This window comes from Usitatibacter rugosus, assembly GCF_013003965.1.
Classification (GTDB): Bacteria; Pseudomonadota; Gammaproteobacteria; order Burkholderiales; family Usitatibacteraceae; genus Usitatibacter; species Usitatibacter rugosus.
Genome location: NZ_CP053069.1, coordinates 4,474,277 through 4,495,274, shown reverse-complemented (window position 1 = coordinate 4,495,274; position 20,998 = coordinate 4,474,277). Strand labels below are relative to the sequence as shown.

The 20,998-nt window shown below is 67.6% G+C and carries 14 protein-coding genes; 5 read left to right on the top strand and 9 right to left on the bottom strand.

What is annotated here, in order from left to right; translation table 11 throughout:
• Positions 1–13 precede the first annotated feature (13 nt).
• From DSM104443_RS21370 to gltB, 9 genes are all read right to left on the bottom strand, one after another.
• The gene (locus DSM104443_RS21370; RefSeq protein WP_171095979.1) at positions 14–769 is read right to left on the bottom strand and encodes an SDR family oxidoreductase; all 756 of its coding nucleotides are present in this window, start codon (positions 767–769) and stop codon (positions 14–16) included.
• A 9-nt stretch (positions 770–778) separates the two neighbouring features.
• Positions 779–1,414 (bottom strand): thiol:disulfide interchange protein DsbA/DsbL, encoded by a 636-nt coding sequence (locus tag DSM104443_RS21365; RefSeq protein ID WP_171095977.1) that lies wholly within the window; start codon positions 1,412–1,414, stop codon positions 779–781.
• Positions 1,415–1,425: 11 nt separating this feature from the next.
• Entirely contained in the window at positions 1,426–2,148 is a 723-nt protein-coding gene (locus DSM104443_RS21360) for an SPOR domain-containing protein (RefSeq protein ID WP_171095975.1), read from the bottom strand.
• The gene (gene argS, locus DSM104443_RS21355) at positions 2,149–3,792 is read right to left on the bottom strand and encodes an arginine--tRNA ligase (RefSeq protein ID WP_171095973.1); all 1,644 of its coding nucleotides are present in this window, start codon (positions 3,790–3,792) and stop codon (positions 2,149–2,151) included.
• Positions 3,793–3,892: 100 nt separating this feature from the next.
• Positions 3,893–5,878, bottom strand: coding sequence for a primosomal protein N' (locus tag DSM104443_RS21350; protein WP_171095971.1), 1,986 nt, complete (start codon positions 5,876–5,878; stop codon positions 3,893–3,895).
• A 236-nt stretch (positions 5,879–6,114) separates the two neighbouring features.
• Positions 6,115–7,137: a uroporphyrinogen decarboxylase gene (hemE, locus tag DSM104443_RS21345; protein ID WP_171096684.1), complete on the bottom strand. Its 1,023-nt coding sequence runs from the start codon at positions 7,135–7,137 to the stop codon at positions 6,115–6,117.
• Positions 7,138–7,176: 39 nt separating this feature from the next.
• Positions 7,177–8,055, bottom strand: a complete 879-nt coding sequence (locus tag DSM104443_RS21340; protein WP_171095969.1) for an alpha/beta hydrolase — start codon at positions 8,053–8,055, stop codon at positions 7,177–7,179.
• Positions 7,977–9,422: a glutamate synthase subunit beta gene (locus DSM104443_RS21335; RefSeq protein ID WP_171095967.1), complete on the bottom strand. Its 1,446-nt coding sequence runs from the start codon at positions 9,420–9,422 to the stop codon at positions 7,977–7,979. Before DSM104443_RS21335 ends, DSM104443_RS21340 begins: the two co-directional genes overlap by 79 nt.
• Positions 9,423–9,424: 2 nt before the next feature.
• The gene (gene gltB / locus DSM104443_RS21330) at positions 9,425–14,083 is read right to left on the bottom strand and encodes a glutamate synthase large subunit (RefSeq protein ID WP_171095965.1); all 4,659 of its coding nucleotides are present in this window, start codon (positions 14,081–14,083) and stop codon (positions 9,425–9,427) included.
• A gap of 294 nt (positions 14,084–14,377) precedes the next feature.
• Here gltB and DSM104443_RS21325 point away from each other — a divergent pair, with 294 nt between their 5' ends.
• The 5 genes from DSM104443_RS21325 (at position 14,378) to DSM104443_RS21305 (ending at position 20,997) form a co-directional block, all read left to right on the top strand.
• Complete coding sequence (locus DSM104443_RS21325; protein ID WP_171095963.1) at positions 14,378–15,589, top strand: hypothetical protein; 1,212 nt, start codon at positions 14,378–14,380, stop codon at positions 15,587–15,589.
• A gap of 228 nt (positions 15,590–15,817) precedes the next feature.
• Complete coding sequence (locus tag DSM104443_RS21320) at positions 15,818–17,158, top strand: hypothetical protein (RefSeq protein ID WP_171095960.1); 1,341 nt, start codon at positions 15,818–15,820, stop codon at positions 17,156–17,158.
• A 67-nt stretch (positions 17,159–17,225) separates the two neighbouring features.
• Positions 17,226–18,119, top strand: a complete 894-nt coding sequence (locus DSM104443_RS21315; RefSeq protein WP_171095958.1) for an NAD-dependent epimerase/dehydratase family protein — start codon at positions 17,226–17,228, stop codon at positions 18,117–18,119.
• A 2-nt stretch (positions 18,120–18,121) separates the two neighbouring features.
• Positions 18,122–19,123 (top strand): MraY family glycosyltransferase, encoded by a 1,002-nt coding sequence (locus DSM104443_RS21310; protein ID WP_171095956.1) that lies wholly within the window; start codon positions 18,122–18,124, stop codon positions 19,121–19,123.
• A gap of 2 nt (positions 19,124–19,125) precedes the next feature.
• Positions 19,126–20,997 carry a polysaccharide biosynthesis protein gene (locus DSM104443_RS21305; protein ID WP_171095954.1) on the top strand — a complete coding sequence of 624 codons (1,872 nt, stop codon included), beginning with the start codon at positions 19,126–19,128 and terminating at the stop codon, positions 20,995–20,997.
• Position 20,998: the final 1 nt, after the last annotated feature.

The window sequence follows — 20,998 nt, the reverse complement described above, 5'->3', positions numbered from 1 at the left end:
AAAGTAGCTGACCCTAATTCTTGCGGGGCTTGCGGCCGGCCTTGGCGAAGGCCGCGTCGTAGAGGAAATTGGGGAGCACGGTGAGCAACCGCGCGACGATCGCCATTTGCCACGGGATCACCGCGAGGCTCTTTCGCGCCGCGACGGCGCGGCCGAAGCGGCGCGCGAAGTCATCCGCGGGAATGAGGAACGGCATGGGATACGGGTTCTTCTCCGTCATCGGCGTGGCGATGTAGCCGGGGCAGATGGTGGTCACCTGCACGCCGGTGCCCCGTAATTCCACGCGCAGGGACTCGCAGTAACGGATGGCGGCCGCTTTCGAGGCGCTGTATGCGCTGGCGCCGGGAATGCCCCGGAAGCCTGCGACCGAGGCCACACCCACGAGCGAGCCCGCGCGCTGGCCGCGCATCGGCGCGATGAACGGATGGAACGTGTTCACCAGGCCGTTCACGTTGATGTCCATGATCTGGCGGAAGACGTCCACGTCGTCCTCGAACTCCGTCAACGTGCCGTGCGAGACGCCGGCATTGCCGATCACGATGTCGGGCACGCCGTGCTTCGCGATGAAGGATTCGGCCGCGGCCTTCACGGCCTTGAGATCGGTCACGTCCGCGGGGTAGATCTCGACGGGGACGCCGAGAGTGCCCTGCAGGGTGCGGAGCTGCTCCTCGCGCCGCGCGAGCAGGCCGAGCGTGGCGCCTTGGGCCGCGTAGAAACGCGCGAGGGCTTCGCCGATGCCCGACGAAGCCCCCGTGAGAAACACCTTCATGGCGTGCCGCTACTTGGCGGCGACGGATTCCTTGCGCGCGCGGTCCACGAGCTTGTCGACGATCGGCATGATCTTCGGCTCGCCCTGGGCGTACGTGTTGTTGGTGACGTACTTGCCGTTGACGTAGATCTGCGGCACGCCGTCGACCTTGTACGAGCTCGTCATCTGGCGCGCGCGGTTCAGCTTGGTCTGCACCGAGAAGGACTTGGCGACCTCGGCGTACTTGACCGGGTCGATGCCGTTCTTGGTGAGCCAGCTGTTGCGCACGCTTTCGATGTTGAGGTTCACGCCCTCGTTGTGGATGGCCTCGAAGACCTTGGAGTGCAGGCGGTCCACCTGCCCCATGGCCTCGAGCGTGTAGAACAGCGTGGCATTCTCGAGCCAGGCGTTGCTGGGCAGGGCATGCACGCGCTTCACCACGACGTCCTTGGGTGCGGCGGCGGCCCACTTGGCCAGGAACGGCTCGAGGCGGGCGCAGTGCGGGCAGCCGTACCAGAAGAATTCGATGACCTCGATCTTGCCGCCGCCCTCGGTGGGCTGGGGCGGGTTGAGGAGGCCGTAATCGGCGGGCTGGGCGGAGGCGCCGGCGGCGGCGAAGCCGAACGCCACGAGGGCGGCGGCGAAGAGCTGGCGAAGCGAGGTCATGGGGTGGGTTCCTATTTTTTGGTGTCTTCGGTCGTGCGAATGATGGCTGCGGCAACGCCGTTCTGGGACAGCGCGGTCTTGATTCGGTTCGCGTCGTCCACGCTCTGGTACGGCCCCAGCCTGACCCTATACAACGTTCCCTTGTTCTCCACGTTGACCGGCCGGACCGAAGCTTCCAGGCCGGAGAGCGCGATCTTCGCCTTGAGGTTGTCCGCATCCGCCTCGGAGGCGAACGCACCGGCCTGCAGCCAGTACGTCTCGCCGGAGAACGCCTTCGGCGCCTGCGGCGACGAGCCGGGCTTGGCGGCCTCGGCGGGCGCCTTGGGCGGCGCGGCCTTGGCGGCCTTGATGTCCTTGTCCGTCACTTCCTTGTCGCCGGGGAGGATCTGGTAGAACTCGAAGCGCGGGCGCTCGTTCTTCGCCGCGGCCTTCTTCGCGTCCTTGGGATCGGCCGACTTGTCCGGCGCGGCCTTGGCTTTCTCGGCGGCTTTCTCGGCGGCCTTGGCCGCTTCGGGCGGCGGCGGGGGCTGGGCGGCGCCGATGCGCGGCAGCGGCTCGATGCCCTTGCCCTTCTCGACGAACGGATTCGACAAGCGGTTCAGCCACAGCGCCACCGCGAGCGCGATGATGATCCCGAGCAGCAGGCCGATGATGACGCCCATCAGCATCGGATGCGCCGGTCCGGTGCCGCTGCGGACGGGCCTGGAGTTTTCCTTCGCGTAGTCTTTCGCCACTTACATCCTCTCGGGGGCGCTGACGCCCAGCACCGCCAGGCCGTTCGCGAGGACCTGTCGCGTCGCGGCGACGAGCGACAATCTCGCGAGCTTCAGCTTCTCGTCGTCGACGAGAAAACGCTCCGCATTGTAGTAGGAATGCATGCGCGCGGCCACGTCGTCATGCAGGTAGAACGACACCAGGTGCGGCGCGAATTCGCGTGCGGCGCGCGCCAGCAGCCCGGGGAATTCGGAGAGCTTCTGCGCGAGCGCGACCTCGTGCGGCGAGCCGAGCGGCGAGAGGTCCGCGGTCTTCAGCGATTCCACGTCGCCGCCCCATTCGCGCAGCACCGAGCACAGGCGCGCGTGCGCGTACTGCACGTAGTACACCGGGTTGTCCTCGGTCTTGGCCTTCGCGAGGTCGATGTCGAACACCAGGTGCGAGTCGACCTTGCGCATGATGAAGAAGTACCGCACGGCGTCGCGTCCGACTTCGTCCACGAGGTCGCGCACCGTGACGTAGGAGCCGGCGCGCTTGGAGATCTTCACCTCCTCGCCGCTCTTCATCACCGTCACCATCTGGTGCAGCACGTAGTCGGGATAGCCCTTGGGGATCTGCATTTCGAGGGCCTGCAGGCCGGCACGCACGCGCGTGACCGTCGAGTGGTGGTCCGCGCCCTGCACGTTCACGACGTGCGGGTAGCCGCGCTTGAACTTGGTCACGTGATAGGCGACGTCGGGCACGAAGTACGTGTACGTGCCGTCGGACTTGCGCATCACGCGGTCCTTGTCGTCGCCGAAGTCCGTGGTCTTCAGCCACAGCGCGCCTTCGCCCTCGTACGTGTGGCCCGCCCTCTTCAGCATCGCGACGGTCTCGTCGACCTTGCCGTCGGTGTAGAGCGAGCTTTCGAGGAAGTACGACTCGAACTGCACGCCGAACGCCCGGAGATCGATGTCCTGTTCGTTCCGCAGGTACTTCACGGCGAACTGCTGGATCTGCGCGAGGTTCTCGCCCTTCGCGTCGCCGAAGTGGGCGGAGACGTATTCGCGGGCGATCTCGCGGATGTAGTCGCCGAGGTAGCCGTCCTTCGGCATCTCGACCGTCATGCCCGCGGCTTCCTTCACGCGCGCCTGCACCGAGAGCGCGAGGTTGGCGATCTGGTTGCCGGCGTCGTTGTAGTAGAACTCGCGCGTGACCGTGTAGCCCTGCCATTCGAGCAGCGTGCTGATCGCGTCGCCCAGCGCCGCCTGCCGGCCGTGCCCCACGTGCAGCGGGCCCGTCGGATTGGCGGAGACGAACTCCACCATGAACTTGGCGCCCTTGCCGCCTTCGCCGCGCCCGAACAGCTTGCCCTGCGCGTTGGCCGTGGCCACCACGCCGAAGCGCGAGACGGAGCCCAGCGTGAAGTTGATGAAGCCCGGGCCGGCGATGTCCATCTTGGTGACGAGGCCGTCCTTCGGCATCTTCGCGACGATCGCCTCGGCGACCTCGCGCGGCTTCTTCCCGACGCTCTTGGCGAGCTGCAGCGCGACGTTGGTGGCGAAGTCGCCGTGGTCGAGGTTCTTCGGGCGCTCGATCAGGATCGAGACGGCGCCGGCCTCGGGGAAGGCGTCGGCAACGGCCTTCGCGACAAGGGACTCGACCTGCTGCTTGGGATCTGACACGGGAAAGGGCTGCGAGGAAAACGACCAATTATACGGGCAGGCAAAACCCGGGTCAGAGTGGAGTTTTTATTCGGAAACTCCACTCTGACCCGGGTTTTGGTCAGACGTCCTGGGGATCGATGTCCAGCGACCAGCGGACATGCCGCTCGCCCAGTTCGTCGAGGCGGGATTTCCAGTCGCGCGCGAGGGGCTGCAGGACGGAGCGCGATTGCGCCCGCACGAGGAGCTGGGCGCGGATGTAGCCCGCCTTGCGCTCGAGCGGCGCGGGAACGGGATCGAACACCTCGACCTCGGCGGAAAGCTCGCGGGCGAGCCGTGCGGCTCCGCGCAGGAAGTCCACCGCTTCGCCGGGCTTCTTCGACTCGGCGCGCAGCAGGACGAGGTGCGAAAAGGGCGGGAAGCCCGCCATCCGCCGTTCTTCGAGCCCCTCGTCGGCGAACGTCTCGTAGTCGTGCGTCGCGACCGCGGCGTAGAGCGGATGCGTGGGGAAGTCGGTCTGGATCAGCACCTCGCCGGGGCGATCGGCGCGGCCCGCACGGCCCGCCACCTGCACGAGCTGCGAGAAGAGTCGCTCGGAGGCACGAAAGTCCGCGCTGAAGAGGCCCGAGTCGCTGTCCAGCACGCCCACCAGCGTGAGCGCCGGATAGTCGTGGCCCTTCGCGAGCATCTGCGTGCCGACGAGGATGTCGACCTCGCCCGCGCCCACACGCTCCAGCACGCCCGCGAGCGCGCCCTTGCGCGCCGTCGAGTCGCGGTCCACGCGTGCGATGCGCGCCGCCGGAAAGAGCGCCTTCAATGCCTCTTCGACGCGCTGCGTCCCGTGCCCCACGGGCTGGAGGTCCATGCCGCCGCATTGCGGGCAGCGCTGCGGAATGGGCCGCTCGTGGCCGCAGTGGTGGCAGCGCAACCGGTGGGTCCTGCGATGCAGCACCAGCTTCGCGCTGCAGCGGTCGCAGGACGAAGTCCAGGCGCAATCGCGGCAATAGAGCACCGGCGAGAAGCCGCGCCGGTTCACGAAGATGAGGCTCTGCTCGCCACGCTCGAGCCGCTTGCGGATCGCGCCGACCAGGAACGACGACAACCCTTCCTCCGGCCGGTCCGCCCGAGTATCGATGTTGCGCACCACCGGCATGGAGGCGCCGGCGGTCGCGCGTTCCCGCAGCACGGCGAGCGCGTAGCGGCCCTGCTTCGCGTTCGCGTAGCTCGCGAGCGAGGGCGTGGCCGAGCCGAGGACGACGGGGATTCCGAGCATCTGCGCGCGCCGCACGGCGACATCGCGCGCCGAGTACCGCAGCCCTTCCTGCTGCTTGAAGGACATGTCGTGCTCTTCGTCCACCACGATCAACCCGAGGTTCGCGAATGGCGACAGCACGGCGAGGCGCGTGCCGAGCACGATGGCCGCGCTGCCCGTATGCGCCGCGAGCCACGCCTTGGCACGCTCGCCTTCCGAGAGGTGGCTGTGCGCCGAGACGACGGCGGAGCGCGGGAAGCGCCCCCGCACGCGCGCCTCGAGCTGCGGGGTGAGGCCGATCTCGGGCACCAGGAAGAGCGCCTGCCGGCCGCGCTCCAGCACCGCCGCGATGGCCCGAAGGTAGACCTCCGTCTTGCCGCTGCCGGTGACGCCCTGGAGCAGGACGGGGTGGAACCGGCCCGCGCCTTCCCCGATGAGCTCCACCGCGCGCGCCTGATCCCCCGTCAGCGCGACCGGGGACGGATCACCCACATCGAGGGGCCCGGGAGGCGGCGGCGGCTTGAGCGGCCGCCGGGACACCTGGCGCAGCCGGGGCGGCAGGCTGGCCCCGATCACCTCGCCCAGGGGCCGGAGGTAGTAGGCAGCGCAGAACCGGTAGAGCTCGAGCTCCGGCGGGGCGATCGCCGGCACGTCCTCGAGGACGCGCTCCAGGTCGCGCAGCTTGTCGTCCGGGACCTCGCTCCGGTCGGCTCCGCCCACCACCACGCCGACCTTCCTCGTGCGCCCGAAGGGCACCACGACGAGGCTCCCGACCCGCGGCTCCAGGCCCTCGGGAACGCGGAAGTCGAAGGTCCCTTCGAGGGGCACGTCGAGGGCGACTTGGGCGACTTTCACGGTTCGGAAGAGGGTGTGGATAAGTCTGTGAAGAACTCGCCGCCGGCGGCGGCGCGGCGCTCATCTGTGCCGCCCGGCGCCGCGTTTGCGGCGCTGCAGCATCTTGGAAGCTACTGATTTTTAGAGCGAATCCGGAGAACTGAACACGACCCGCTCGAAACCGTCACAACTGCCGCGAGAACGAAAGACGTGTGAATAAGCAACCACTACGAAACAAATAAAGTTCTTGACACGGCCTATCGCGGAAGCGGGCGAGCGGAGTGCCGATGCACCGCATCGACGAGCGCTCCGACGTGCTCCGGCGGCGTGAATTGGGAGACGCCGTGGCCGAGGTTGAAGACGTGCCCGGGACCCTCTCCGTAGCGCCCCAGGATGCGCTTGGCTTCCGCCTCGATCGCCGCCGGGGTGCCGAAAAGGGCCATGGGATCCATGTTGCCCTGCAGGGCAACGCGGGCGCCCACGCGATGGCGGGCGTCGCCTACGTCGGTGGTCCAGTCGATGCCCAGCGCGTCGGCGCCGGAGCCCGCCATGGCGTCCAGCCACTGCCCGCCACCCTTGGTGAAGAGGATGCGGGGCACGTGCCCGTCCGGCCCGTGGCGAATGCCGGCCAGCACCTGCATCGAATAGGCCAGCGAGAACTCCCGGAATGCCGCGTCCGAGAGCGTTCCGCCCCAGGTGTCGAAGATCTGGATCGCTTGCGCGCCGGCTTCGATCTGCGCGTTGAGGTAGGCCGTCACCGCTTCGGTGTTGACGCGAAGGATCCGATGCAGGAGGTCGGGGCGCGAATAGAGCATCGTCTTCACTCGCCGGAAGTCGTCGCTGCCGCCGCCTTCGATCATGTAGCAGGCGAGCGTGAAGGGGCTGCCGGAGAAGCCGATCAGCGGGACGCGGCCCGCGAGCTCCTTGCGCGTGAGGGCGATCGCATCGAACACGTACTTCAGCTTCTCGAGGTCCGGCGAGGCGAGGCGCGCGATGTCCGCTTCCTCGCGCACGGGCCGCTCGAACTTCGGCCCTTCGCCGTCGACGAAATACAGGCCCAGGCCCATAGCGTCGGGCACGGTGAGGATGTCGGAGAAGATGATCGCCGCGTCGAGCGGGAAGCGCTCGATCGGCTGCAGCGTCACCTCGCACGCGAGCTCGGGCGTCTTCGCGAGCGCGAGGAAGCTGCCGGCCTTCTTTCGCGTGGCGTTGTACTCGGGGAGGTAACGCCCGGCCTGGCGCATGATCCAGACGGGTGTGTACGGCGTGGGAAGGCGCATCAGCGCCCGGAGGAAAGTATCGTTCTGCACCCGCGCATTTTACAGATGCTTGTCGAGAAACCCCCGGACCGCGGCGTCATATTCGGGACCGTACAGGTCGTTGTGCCCTTTTCCCTCGAGCAGCAGCTCTTCGTGCGGCCCGCCCCACGCAGCCGCGAGCCGCTTCGAATGGGCGGGAGGAATCGTGGTGTCGGCCGCGCCGATCACGATGAGCGCCGGCACGCGGATCCCGGGCGCGCGCGACATCGAGTCGAACGGATTGCGCACGAGCCAGCGAACGGGGAAGAAGCGATAGTGCGAGGCGGCGACCTCGGCAATGCTGTCGTACGGTGAGGCGAGCACCACGGCCTTCACCGGGCGCTGCGCCGCGACCTGCACGGCCACCCCGCTGCCGAGGCTGCTTCCGATCACCGCGATGCGGGACGCATCGACATCGCTGCGCTTCGACGCCCAATCGAAGAGCTCGAGCGCGTCGGAGACGATCGCCGGCTCCGAGGGCGCGCCCTGGCTCCCGCCATAGCCGCGGTAGTTGACCAGCAGGAGGGCGCGCATCCCGAACTTGGTGGCGCCGGCGGCGCCTTCGGTCACCTCCTCCGCATTGCCGCCGAAGTAGACCAGCAGCGGCGCGGGTGGGCCCGGAGGCTTCAGGAGGATGCCCTCGAGCGCGATCCCGTCGCGCGCCGTCACGCGCACGGCCTCCATCGTCCAGTCCTTCGGAGGCGCGGCGCGCCCCGAGAGCGGCACGGGATGGAAGAGGAGCTTGTCCTGCAGCAGCCAGAGCAGCGCCGCCAGCCCGCAGTAGCCGGCGACGCCGATGAGGACGACGGACTTGAGCAGCGCTACCGTGGCAGGCTCGTCGAACCCATGAGGAAGGCATCGACCTCGCGCGCGGCCTGGCGGCCTTCGCGGATCGCCCACACCACGAGCGACTGGCCGCGGCGCATGTCCCCGGCGGCGAACACCTTCGGCACCGAGGTCGCGTAGCAGCCGGGACCGTCGGTCGTAGCCTTCACGTTGCCGCGCCCATCCTTCGCGACCGAGAGCTCGGCGATCATGCCCTCGTGCACCGGGTGCAGGTAGCCCATCGCGAGCAGCACGAGGTCGGCGGGGATCGTGAATTCGGTGCCCGGCACTTCCTTCATCGCCATGCCGCCCTTCTCGTCCTTCACCCACTCGACGTGGCAGGCCGTGAGGCTCTCGACCTTGCCGTCCTTGCCGTTGAAGGACTTGGTGGCCACCGCGAAGTCGCGCTTGGCGCCCTCCTCGTGCGAGGACGACGTGCGCAGCTTCAACGGCCAGTACGGCCACGTGAGCGGCTTGTCCTCCCGCTCGGGCGGCTGCGGCATCAGCTCGAAGTTCATGACCGACTTGGCGCCCTGGCGGATGGAGGTGCCGATGCAGTCGCTGCCCGTGTCGCCGCCGCCGATCACCACGACGTGCTTGCCCGTGGCGACGATCTGGTTGGGCACGGTGTCGCCCGCGACCTTCTTGTTCTGCAGCGGCAGGAAATCCATCGCGTAGTAGATGCCCGAGAGCTCGCGGCCGGTGACGGGCAGGTCGCGCGGCTTCTCGGAGCCGCCGGTGAGAACCACGGCGTCGAATTCATCCACGAGCTTCTTCGCGGGGAGGTTCACGCCGACGTGCGAGTTCGGCTTGAAGGTCACCCCCTCGGCGCGCATCTGCTCCATGCGCTTGTCGATGAGGTCCTTCTCCATCTTGAAATCCGGGATGCCGTAGCGCAGCAGGCCGCCGAAGCGGTCGTTCTTCTCGAAGAGCGTCACGTCATGGCCCGCACGCGCGAGCTGCTGCGAGGCGGCGAGGCCCGCCGGGCCGGAGCCCACGACGGCGACCTTCTTGCCGGACTTCTGCGGCTTCACGATCGGGCCGATCCAGCCTTCCTTCCAGCCCTTGTCGACGATGGCCTGTTCGATCGACTTGATCGCCACGGCGTCGTTGTTGATGTTGAGCGTGCACGAAGCCTCGCAGGGCGCCGGGCAGACGCGGCCGGTGAACTCCGGGAAGTTGTTGGTGGAGTGGAGGACCTTCAATGCATCCTTCCAGTTGCCCCGGTACACGAGGTCGTTCCAGTCCGGGATGATGTTGTTCACCGGGCAGCCGGTCTGGCAGAACGGGATGCCGCAATCCATGCAGCGCGCGCCTTGCGCGCTCATGTCCGCGTCGGGCAGCGCCTTCACGAACTCCTTGTAGACCTTCACGCGCTCGGCCACCGGGGCGTAGCCCCGGTCCTTGCGCTCGATTTCCATGAACCCCGTGATCTTGCCCACCGCTAAGCTCCCCCCGGCCCTCTCCCGATGGAGAGGGCAACGCGTTCTTCGGCCGGTTGTTTCGTCTTCGCCTGCTCCTGGGCCATCTCGGCCAGGGCTCGGCGGTACTCGGTCGGCATCACCTTCACGAACTTGGGCTGGTAGAGCGCCCAGTTCTCGAGGACCCGGCGTGCCCGGTCGCTGCCCGTGAAGAGCAGGTGGCGCTGGATGAGACCCTTCAGCATGTCGCTGTCGTGGCCCGCCACGTGGTCGATCTTCACCTTGCCGTGCGTCTCGAGATCGGTGTTGCCTTCGGCCGCCGCGGCGCTCTCTTCCTCGGGAATCGGCTCCAGCTCGACCATCGCCATGTTGCAGCGCTGGGCGAAGTCGCCCTCCTCGTCGAGCACGTAGGCGATGCCGCCCGACATGCCGGCCGCGAAGTTGCGGCCTGCCTTGCCGAGGACGACGACCGTGCCGCCCGTCATGTATTCGCAGCCGTGGTCGCCCACGCCTTCCACCACCGCAGTGGCGCCGGAGTTGCGCACGCAGAAACGCTCGCCGGCCACGCCGCGGAAGTAGGCCTCGCCATTGATCGCGCCGTACATCACGGTGTTGCCGATGAGGATGTTCTCCTCGGGAATCAGCGGCGACTCCTTCGGCGGGTAGATCACGACGCGGCCGCCTGACAGGCCCTTGCCGACGTAGTCGTTGGCATCGCCCTCGAGCTCGAACGTGACGCCGTGCGCGAGCCAGCCCGCGAACGTCTGCCCCGCGGTGCCCTTGAACTTCACGTGGATCGTGTCGTCCGCAAGACCGGCATGGCCGTACCGGCGCGCGACCTCACCGGAGAGCATGGCGCCCACGGTGCGGTTGCGGTTGAAGATGCGGCTTTCGATCTGCACCGGCTTCTTCGCCTCCAGCGCGCCCTTGGCCTTGGCCATGAGCTCGTGGTCGAGCGCCTTCTCCAAGCCGTGGTTCTGCTTCTCGGAGACGTGGATCGCGACGTCGGCCCCGACCTGCGGGCGATGGAAGAGCTTGGTGAAGTCCAGGCCGCGGGCCTTGTAGTGCTCGATGCCGGCGCGGATGTCGAGCTTGTCCGTGCGGCCGACCATCTCGTCGAACGTGCGGAAGCCGAGCTTGGCCATCCACTCGCGCACTTCCTCGGCGACGAAGAAGAAGTAGTTGATGACGTGCTCGGGCTTGCCGGTGAATTTCTTGATGAGCTCCGGGTCCTGCGTGGCCACACCCACCGGGCAGGTGTTGAGGTGGCACTTCCTCATCATGATGCAGCCCTGCACGACGAGCGGTGCCGTGGCGAAGCCGAACTCGTCGGCGCCGAGCAGCGCGCCCACGACGACATCGCGGCCGGTCTTCATCTGGCCATCGGCCTGCACGCTGATGCGGCCGCGAAGCTGGTTCAGCACGAGGGTCTGCTGCGTCTCGGCGAGGCCGATCTCCCACGGACTGCCGGCGTGCTTGAGCGACGAGAGCGGCGAGGCTCCGGTGCCGCCGTCGAAGCCGGAGATGGTGACGTGGTCGGCCTTCGCCTTCGCGACACCCGCGGCGATGGTGCCCACGCCGATCTCGGAGACGAGCTTCACCGACACGCGCGCCTTCGGGTTCACGTTCTTGAGATCGTGGATCAGCTGCGCGAGATCCTCGATCGAATAGATGTCGTGGTGCGGCGGCGGCGAGATGAGGCCCACGCCCGGCACCGTGTGGCGCACCTTGGCGATGTACTTGGAGACCTTGTGGCCGGGAAGCTGGCCGCCTTCGCCCGGCTTGGCGCCCTGCGCCATCTTGATCTGCAGGTCGTCCGCGTTGACGAGGTATTCCGCCGTGACGCCGAAGCGGCCCGCGGCCACCTGCTTGATGGCCGAGCGCATCGAATCGCCATTGGGCATCTTCACGTAGCGGATCGGGTCTTCGCCGCCCTCGCCCGTGTTCGACTTGCCGCCCATGCGGTTCATCGCGATGGCGAGCGTGGAGTGCGCTTCATGCGAGATGGAGCCCAGCGACATCGCGCCCGTGGCGAAGCGCTTCACGATCTCCTTCGCCGGCTCGACTTCCTCGAGCGGAATGGGCTGCTGCTCCTCCTTGATGCGGAAGAGGCCGCGCAGCGTCATCAGGCGCTCGGCCTGCTCGTCGATCAGCGCGGAGTACTGCCGGTACGTCGTGAAGTTGTTGGCCCGCGTCGCGTGCTGGAGCTTGGCGATGGTGTCCGGCGTCCACATGTGGGCTTCGCCGCGGGTGCGGTAGGCATATTCCCCGCCCGGATCGAGCACCTCGAACGCGGGCATGGGGTTGGCGTAGGCGACCGCGTGCAGGCGGATCACGTCGCGCGCGACCTCCGCGAGGCCCAGGCCCTCGACGGCGGTGGGCGTGCCGGTGAAGTACTTGTCGACAAACTTCGTGTTGAGGCCCACGGCCTCGAAGATCTGCGCGCCGCAATACGACTGGTAGGTGGAGATGCCCATCTTGGACATCACCTTCAGCAGGCCCTTGCCGACGGCCTTGATGTAGCGCTTCACGACCTCCTTGTCGTCCAGCTTCTGCGGGAGGCCGTCCTTGATGTCGAGGAGCGTGGCGAACGCGAGGTTCGGATGGATCGCCTCGGCGCCGAAGCCCGCGAGGCACGCGAAGTGATGGACCTCGCGAGCGGAGCCGGTCTCGATCACGAGGCCGGAGCGCGTGCGCAGGCCCGCGCGCACCAGGTGATGGTGCACGGCGGCCGTGGCGAGCAGGGCCGGGATCGCGATGAAGTCGCGCGACATCTCGCGGTCGGTGAGGATGATGATGTTCACGCCCTTGCGGACGGCGTCTTCCGCATCGGCGCACAGGCGCGCGAGCGCGGGCTCCACCCCATCCACGCCCCAGTCCGCGGGGAAGCACATCGAGAGCACCTCGCTCTTGAAGTGCCCGTTGGTGAATTCGTCGGCGCGGCGCAGCTTCTCCATGTCCTCGAAAGTGAGGATGGGCTGCGAGACCTCGAGGCGCATCACCGGCTCGGTGGAGTCGGGCGAGAGCAGGTTCGGGCGCGGGCCGATGAACGACACCAGCGACATCACGAGCTGCTCGCGGATCGGGTCGATCGGCGGATTCGTCACCTGCGCGAACTGCTGGCGGAAGAAGGCGTAGAGCGGCTTCGCGCGATTCGAGAGCACGGCGAGCGGCGTGTCGTCGCCCATCGAGCCGATCGGCTCTTCGCCCGCGACCGCCATCGGCGTCATGAGCATCTTCAGGTCTTCCTGCGTGTAGCCGAAGGCCTGCTGGCGGTCGAGGAGCTTGTCCGTATCCGGCGTGGGAATGCTGTCGGGCGTCGGGAGGTCCTCGAGGCGCATCTGCGTGCGGTCGAGCCAGTCCTGGTACGGGCGTTGCGCGGCGAGATCCCGCTTCAGCTCCTCGTCGGAGACGATGCGACCGTGCTCGAGGTCCACCAGCAGCATCTTGCCGGGCTGCAGGCGCCACTTCTTGATGATCTTTTCCTGCGGGATGTCGAGCACGCCCATCTCGGACGACATGACGATGAGGTCGTCGTCGGTGATGAGGTAGCGCGCGGGACGCAGGCCGTTCCGGTCGAGCGTGGCGCCGATGAACTTGCCGTCGGTGAACGCGACGGCGGCGGGGCCGTCCCACGGCTCCATCAGCGCGGCGTTGTATTCGTAGAAGGCGCGGCGGCGTGCATCCATCAGCGGGTTGCCGGCCCAGGCTTCCGGGATCATCAGCATCATCGCGTGCGCGATCGGGTAGCCGCCCATCACCAGGAGCTCGAGCGCGTTGTCGAACGAGGCGCTGTCCGACTGGCCGTCGTAGATCAGCGGCCAGATCTTGTCGAGGTCATCGCCCAGCAGCGCCGAGGAGATCGTGGCCTGGCGCGAGCGGATCCAGTTGAGGTTGCCCTGCAGCGTGTTGATCTCGCCGTTGTGCGCGATGAAGCGGAACGGGTGCGCGAGGTCCCACGTGGGGAACGTGTTCGTGGAGAAGCGCTGGTGCGCGAGGCACAGCGCCGAGGTGAGGCGCTTGTCGTGCAGGTCGGTGTAGAACTCGCCGACCTGGTGGGCGAGCAGCATGCCCTTGTAGACGATGGTGCGGTGGGAGAACGACGGCACGTAGAAGTCGCCCGCATTCGAGAGCCCCAGCGCGCGGATGGCGTGGCCCAGCGACTTGCGGATGATGTAGAGCTTGCGTTCGAACGCGTCGCGGTCGAGCTGCTTGCGGCCCGCGCCGACGAAGACCTGGCGGATCACGGGCATCGTGCCCATCGCCGTGGGGCCGAGGCTGGCGGTGGAAATCGGAACGTCGCGCCAGCCGAGGAGCATCTGCCCTTCGTTCGCGATCGCGCGCTCGATCTCCCTTACGCACGCATCGCGCGCCGCGGGACTGCGCGGCAGGAACACCATGCCCACGCCGTAGGCGCCGGCCTTCGGAAGCTTCACGCCTTGCTTGGCCATCTCCTCGCGGAAGAAGGCGTCCGGAATCTGGATCAGCACGCCCGCGCCGTCGCCGTGCAAGGGGTCCGCCCCCGTGGCGCCGCGGTGCGTGAGGTTGTTCAGGATCGTGAGTCCCTTTTCGACGATGTCGTGGGACTTCTTGCCCTTGATGTGGGCGACAAAGCCGACGCCGCAGGCGTCGTGCTCGTGGCGTGGGTCGTACAGGCCCTGTTTCTCGGGGCGGCGTTGCATGGCTGGGTTCCTCTGGCTAACGAATGCGCGGACGACCTACAACCGGCTTGTGGCCAGACCCGGGCGGATTGGCCGGGTGGGCCGAATCGAGGGCAAAGGACATGATACGGGCCTCGATATTGCACTGCAATAAAAACCATTTCCCGAGCCGAATCCGGGCCTTGTGCGTAGAATCGGCCCCAGACCCCAGGGACAAGATCCAACGTGACTCCAGCTCGCCGCCTTACCGCCATCCTCCTCGCGTTTTGCGCCCTGATCGCCGGCTGCGGCGGCTCGGTGGGACCGTCGCCGGTCGTGAACGATCCGCTGGCCATCACCGTCCAGCCCGCGAGCGCGGTGATCTATCCCGGCGTGGCCACGACGCTCGTGATCACCGGCGGCACCGGCTCCTACGTCGTCGTTTCGGACAACCAGGCCATCGTCCCGATCGTCTCGCAGGCCACCGGCCACTCGCTCACGATCATCGCCAATCCGGTGTCTGCGGATACCTCGGTCAACCTCAGCGTTCGCGACACGGGCACGGCGCCGCAGAAGCTGGTCGCCCTCACGGTGCGTCCCGGCACGATCGCCAATGCCATCACCATCACGCCCTCGTCCGCGGCGTGCACCCCGGCCATTTGCACCGGCGAAGAAGCGCTTGTCACGGCGACGATTTCCCAAGCAGGCATCCCGTTGCCCGCGCGCGGCGTTCGTTTCGACGTCGTCTCGGGCGACGTGCGATTCATCACGACGCCCGTGAACACGTCGCCGGAGGTTCTTGCGACCACTGTGCTCACGACGTCGGACCAGTTGGGCCAAGCGCGCGTTCGTCTCCGCGTGCTGCCGGGGGCGCCGAACCAGACGGCGTTGATCCAGATCACCGATCCGGAAACCCTTGCGTTCCAGCGGGTGGCGATCACGGTCCGTCAGGTACCGGGACCGGGAAACACGGCTTTTTTCGTCATCCCCGATACCGTGACGTTCACCGGTCCCTTCGCAAACACGTGCGCGAACAATCCAACCGCGAGCATCGTGATCTTCGGTGGGACGCCCCCGTACAACGTGGTCGCGACCGTGCCCCTGTCAGGGGGCGGCATCGTCACTGCCAGCGGCACGCCCGTGACGATCCGCGGAAACGGGTCGACCTGCTTCACCGATATCCCCGTGACCATCACGGATGCCACGGGCCGGACGATCGTGGCGACATTCTCCAGCCAGCAGGGTACGGGCACAGCTCCGCCTGCGGCCGTCACGATCGTGCCGGGAAGCGCCGCAATCACGGCCTGCGGCGGTTCGGTCAACCTCGCGATCCAAGGTGGATCGACGACGTTGGGAGCGGCCTTTGGAGTCGCCTCAAGTAGTTCCGCCGTAACGGTCGCCGTTACCGGCAGAACGATTACGGCCACCCGTGTAACGAGCGTTGCACCAGCGCCGCCTGTCCCGTCCGCCTCGCCAGTGACGATTTCTGCGACCGATGGGACTACCACCGGTACCGCATCCATTACGGTCCCGACGACCTGCCCCTGACCATTGTTGCATCGCAGCAATCGCCCGGGTTCCTGGCCGGGGCGGTCGCTGGACGGCCCTTTTTCAGACCGTCCGGGGTCCCGGCGCCCGGCCGGACCGGTTTGCCGACCCGAACTTGTAACCATATCCCTCTTGCATCAATCTGAAAGTTGCGCTTTAATAAAGCGTGATAACCCGCTAATTTATCGAGATTTACGTGGCGGGGACCCAAACAAAGGGGATTCGATCGTGATCAACGACGCCTACGCGAACACCATGAAGAAATTACTTGCCGCCGTCTTTGCCGCGGCCTCCACCCTCCTGCTGGTTTCCTGCGGGGGCGGCGGCGCAGCTGGCAGCCCGACCCAGGGCGGCGGCCTGGTGATCCTCCCGAACCCGGGTACCGCCTACGCGGGCATCCCGTTCACGGTCACCCTCGCCGGCGGACGCGCCCCGTACGCCGTCGGCTCGAGCGAGCCGTCGATCTTCCCGGTCCCCGCGATCGCGAGCCAAAGCATCTTCACGGTGGTGCCCGCCCAGCCGGGCGTCGTCGACACCGGCCTGGATCCGAACGAAGTCCCGCGCCGCTCGGTGACCCTCACCGCCCGCGACGTGAACGGCGCCACTGCCACCGCCCAGCTTTCGGTCCTCCAGAACTTCCTCCTGGGTTACGGCGCGAGCCTGACCAGCACCTGCCCGTCGGAAGACGCGGCGAACCCCGTCCAGGCGTGCAACGGATCGGAAACCGTCGTCACGATCGCCCCGACCTTCAACGGCGTGCTCCGCGGCAACGCGCTGATCCGCTTCGAGCGCGTGCGCGGCACCTTCGGCTTCGTGCAGTGCGGCTCGCCGCCGCCGGTCGACCCGACGGTCGTCACGGTCATCACGACCAACACGGACCACACGGGTGTCGGACGCGTCTGCATTCGTGTCGCCAACAATTCGGCCACGCAGGTCGCCACGTTCCGCATCATCGACGTGGCCACCGGCGTCTATGTGGACCAGCTCTTCGTGATCGTGGGCGGCGCCGCTGCCGGCCAGCTCACCGTGCTGCCCTCGTCGCTCTCCTTCGCCGGCGCGAACAGCCTGCGCTGCGGCACGGGTTCCGGTGACGTCCTGGTCTTCGACGGCACGCTGCCCTACTCGGCCGTGAGCTCCAACCCCGCCGTGACGGTCTCCCCCACGACGTCGAACGTCGAACCGGGCCGCTTCACCATCACGATCGGCAACCAGGCCCCGCCTTGCATCACGGACGCCACGGTCGTCATCACGGACTCGCAGGGACGCCGCGCCACGGTCACCGTGACGCAGTCCGCGGGCCCGGCGCCCACGGCCATCACGCTGACCCCCGCGACCCTCAACCTGGTCTGCGGACAGTCGGCGAACGTCGTGATCTCCGGCGGCACCGGCGCCTACACCGCGTCGAGCTCCTCGCCGGGCGACGTGACCGCCTCGGTCCTCGGCACGAACATGACCGTCACCCGCAACAATCCGGGTGGTGTTCCTGGAGCCAACACGACCTTCACGATCTCGGTGGGCGATGGTGCCTCCACCAGCACCGTGACGGTGACCGCGCCGTCGACGTGCTGATCCAGCGTTAGGTTGATTTGGAATACGGGCATCCTTCGGGATGCCCGTTTCTTTTGGACCGACGGATATGGCGTCGACGGACCGATGGATCGTGACCGGTGCGGCCGGCTTCGTCGGCACTGGCCTCGCCGCCCTTGCGCGGGCCACCGTCCAGCCCCTTTCCCTCGCACCTGACGACTGGCGTGCCCGCATCGCCGCGGTGGATTTCCGCTCGACCGTCGTCTTCCATCTCGCGGCGAGGGTCCATGGTCGCGAGAGCGACGAAGCCCAGTGGATGCGCGACAACGCCGAGAAGACCGCGGAGCTCGCACGCGCCGCGGCCAGCGGCGGGGCGCGGCGCTTCGTCTTCCTCAGCACGATCAAGGTGAACGGGGAAGAGACGCTGGGCCAGCCATTTCGCGCGACCGACGCGCCGGGGCCATCCGATGCTTATGCGCGCTCCAAGCATGAAGGCGAACGCGCCCTGGCGATCGCCGCCTCGCCGGGACTCGAATACGTCGTCGTCCGCTCGCCGCTCGTGATCGGCCCCGCGGCACCCGCGAACCTCGCGGCGCTCGTTCGGCTTGCCGACAGCGCGTGGCCCTTGCCCTTCGGCGCGATCCGCAATCGCCGCACGTTCATCGCCCGGGACGACCTCGTGTCGCTGCTCGTGCGTTGCGCGGAGAGCCCGCGTGCGGTGGGACGAACATTCCTCGCCGGCGATCCGGATGCCGTGTCCACCCCGCGGCTCTTCAACGTCGTGCGCTCGGCACTCGCGCGTCCCGCTCGCATGTTCGGAATGCCAGCGGGTGCGCTCGAGGCCGCGGCATCGCTCGCGGGCCAGGGCGATCGCATGCGGCGGCTCACGCGTTCGCTCGAGGTCGATTGCCGCGACGCGATGGAAACGCTCGAGTGGGCACCGCGCCGCCCGATGGACGAGGCGCTGCGGGAGATGGCGCGCTCGGCGAAGGGAGCGGCCTAGCCATGTCCTGGGTCGTCGCCCTCGCACTGCCCAGCGCGATCGCCGCAGGGGTGATCCTCCTCGCAATGCGGACGGCGCTTCGCGATCGCCTCGTCGATCGTCCGAACGAACGCTCGCTGCACGCCGAACCCACGCCTCGTCTCGGCGGCCTGGGCGTCATGGTGGGTGCGGTCTCGTGCGCCATGCTGTTTGGCGAGACACCGCATCGCATCGCGCTCGCTTGCGCGCTCGCCCTCTGCGCGGTCTCCGCGGTCGATGACTGGCGCAGCCTTCCGGTGGCGGTTCGTCTCTCCGCGCATCTGGCGGCCGCGGTCGTCATCGCAGGCATCTCCACGTCCGGCGCCTGGATCGTCGTGATCGCGCTGGGCATCGTGTGGTCGGCGAATCTCTACAACTTCATGGACGGGGCCGATGGGCTCGCGGGGCTGATGGCCGTGATCGGATTCGGCACGCTGTCGATCGCCGCCTCGCATTCCGGCGCGATTCCGCTGGCGCTGGTGTGCGCGTGCGTGGCCTCGGCGGCCGGCGGCTTCCTCGCGTTCAACTTCCCGCCCGCGCGCATCTTCATGGGCGACGCCGGCTCGGTGCCCCTCGGTTTCCTTGCGGCGGCCTTGGGCACGATCGGCACCGTCGAGGGCGCCTGGCCGCCGTGGCTGCCGCTGCTCGTCTTCTCGCCTTTCATCGCCGATGCTTCGGTGACGTTGATCCGCCGGGTGGTACGCGGCGAGCGCGCTTGGGTCGCGCATCGCGAGCACGCCTACCAGCGACTTGTACTTTCTGGATGGAGTGCCCGGAAGCTGGCCCTGGTGATGGCGGGGCTCATGCTGTGCGCTGCAGCAAGCGCTCTTGCGGCGCTCCGGGGCGGTGAATTGCTGCAACGCGGTATACTGTTGGCCTGGCTGATTTTGTACGGCTTGCTCGTACCGGCCCTCGAGTTGAAATATCCCCGAGACAATAAGAACCGCATTGGCGCGCGGCAGTCCAACCGGACTCCCGGAGAATAAAAATGAAGGCCGTCCGCCTCGACTTCCACTCCCTTGCTGCAACCATGCACGACGGCACCGCCCTCGTGCTGGCCGGCTGTGCCGCCGGGCTCCTCACGCTCAACGGCCCGCTGCCTCCCTACGTCTTCGACGTCGTCGGCGCCATCGCGCTGATCGCGATCCCGACTCAGGTTGCCGTCAGCTACTTCTTCGGCGTCTACCAGGGCGTGTGGCGATACACGAGCCTGCCCGACATCCAGCGCGTGATCTTCTCCGTGCTCACGGGCACCGTCCTCCTGTCGATCATGCTTCGCGTCGCGGACCTGGACGTCTACCTCGACTACCGCGAATACATCCTCTATCCGCTCTTCCTCATCGTGATCATGGCCGGCTCGCGCATGGCCTACCGCTCGTTCAAGGAGTGGACGCTCTACGGCCGCGGCGGCGAAGTGGGCAGCCCCGTCCTCGTCATCGGCGCGGGCGATGCGGCGGTGGGCCTCGTGAAGGAATTGGGCCGCAGCCACGACTGGCGCGTGGTCGGCATGCTCGATGACGACGGCGCCAAGCTCGGCCGCCTCCTCAACGGCGTGCGCGTGCTGGGCCCGCTCGAGGACCTCCCGAAATTCGCGACGCGCCTCAAGGTGCGCCACGCGATCGTCGCCATGCCCTCGGTGGCGTACAGCGTCCGCCGCCGCGTGGTCGATATCTGCAAGCGAGCCCGCGTGCAGGTGATGACGGCACCCGCGCTCAGCACGTCCGCGAACAAGCCGGTGGCCGCTCGCATCCGCAAGGTCGCGGTCGAGGATTTGATGAAGAGGGAACCGGTCACTCTGGACGACGCGGGCCTCCACGACCTGCTCACCAGCCAGGTGGTGATGGTCACGGGCGCCGGCGGCTCGATCGGTTCCGAGCTCTGCCGCCAGATCGCTGCGTACCAACCCGCGATGCTGGTGCTCTTCGAGCAGAGCGAGTTCGCCATGTACAAGGTGGACGAAGCGCTGCGCGAGCAATTCCCCGAGATCCCGGTGGTGAGCGCCATCGGCGACGTGAAGAACGCCAAGCGCATGGCGCAGGTCATGCACCAGTACCGGCCCGCGCATGTCTTCCATGCGGCCGCGTACAAGCATGTGCCGCTGATGGAAGAAGCCAACGCGTGGGAAGCGGTGCTGAACAATGTGCTCGGCACCTACGTCGTGGCCCGCACCGCCATCGACTACGACGTGCGGAAGTTCGTCTTCGTCTCGACCGACAAGGCCGTGAACCCCACCAACGTGATGGGTGCTTCGAAGCGCCTCGCGGAGATGGTGTGCCAGGCGCTCCAGGCCGGCAGCAACACGCGCTTCGAGATGGTCCGCTTCGGCAACGTGCTCGGAAGCGCCGGCAGCGTGATCCCGAAGTTCCAGGACCAGATCGACAAGGGCGGCCCGGTCACCGTGACGCACCCGGAGATGGTCCGCTACTTCATGTCGATCCCCGAGGCCGCGCAGCTCGTGCTGCAGGCCGGCTGCATGGGTCTCGGCGGCGAGATCTTCGTGATGGACATGGGCGAGCCGGTGAAGATCGTCGACGTCGCGCGCGACATGATCCGCCTCTCGGATCTCTCCGAGAACGAGATCCGCATCGTCTACACGGGGCTGCGCCCCGGAGAGAAGCTCTTCGAGGAGCTGCTGGCCGACGACGAGCACACGCGCCCCACGCCGCACCCGAAGCTGCGCATCGCCAAGGCACGCGAGGTGGCCGCGGGCTGGCTCGAGGACATGCTCTCGTGGTTGCAGAGCGAGCGCATTCCGAGCGAGGCCGAGGTGCGCCGCGATCTCAAGCGCTGGGTGCCGGAGTTCCACTCGCAGGTGCGCCCGAAGCTGAAGGCCGTCCCGCGCGCGAAGGCCGCTCCGTAAG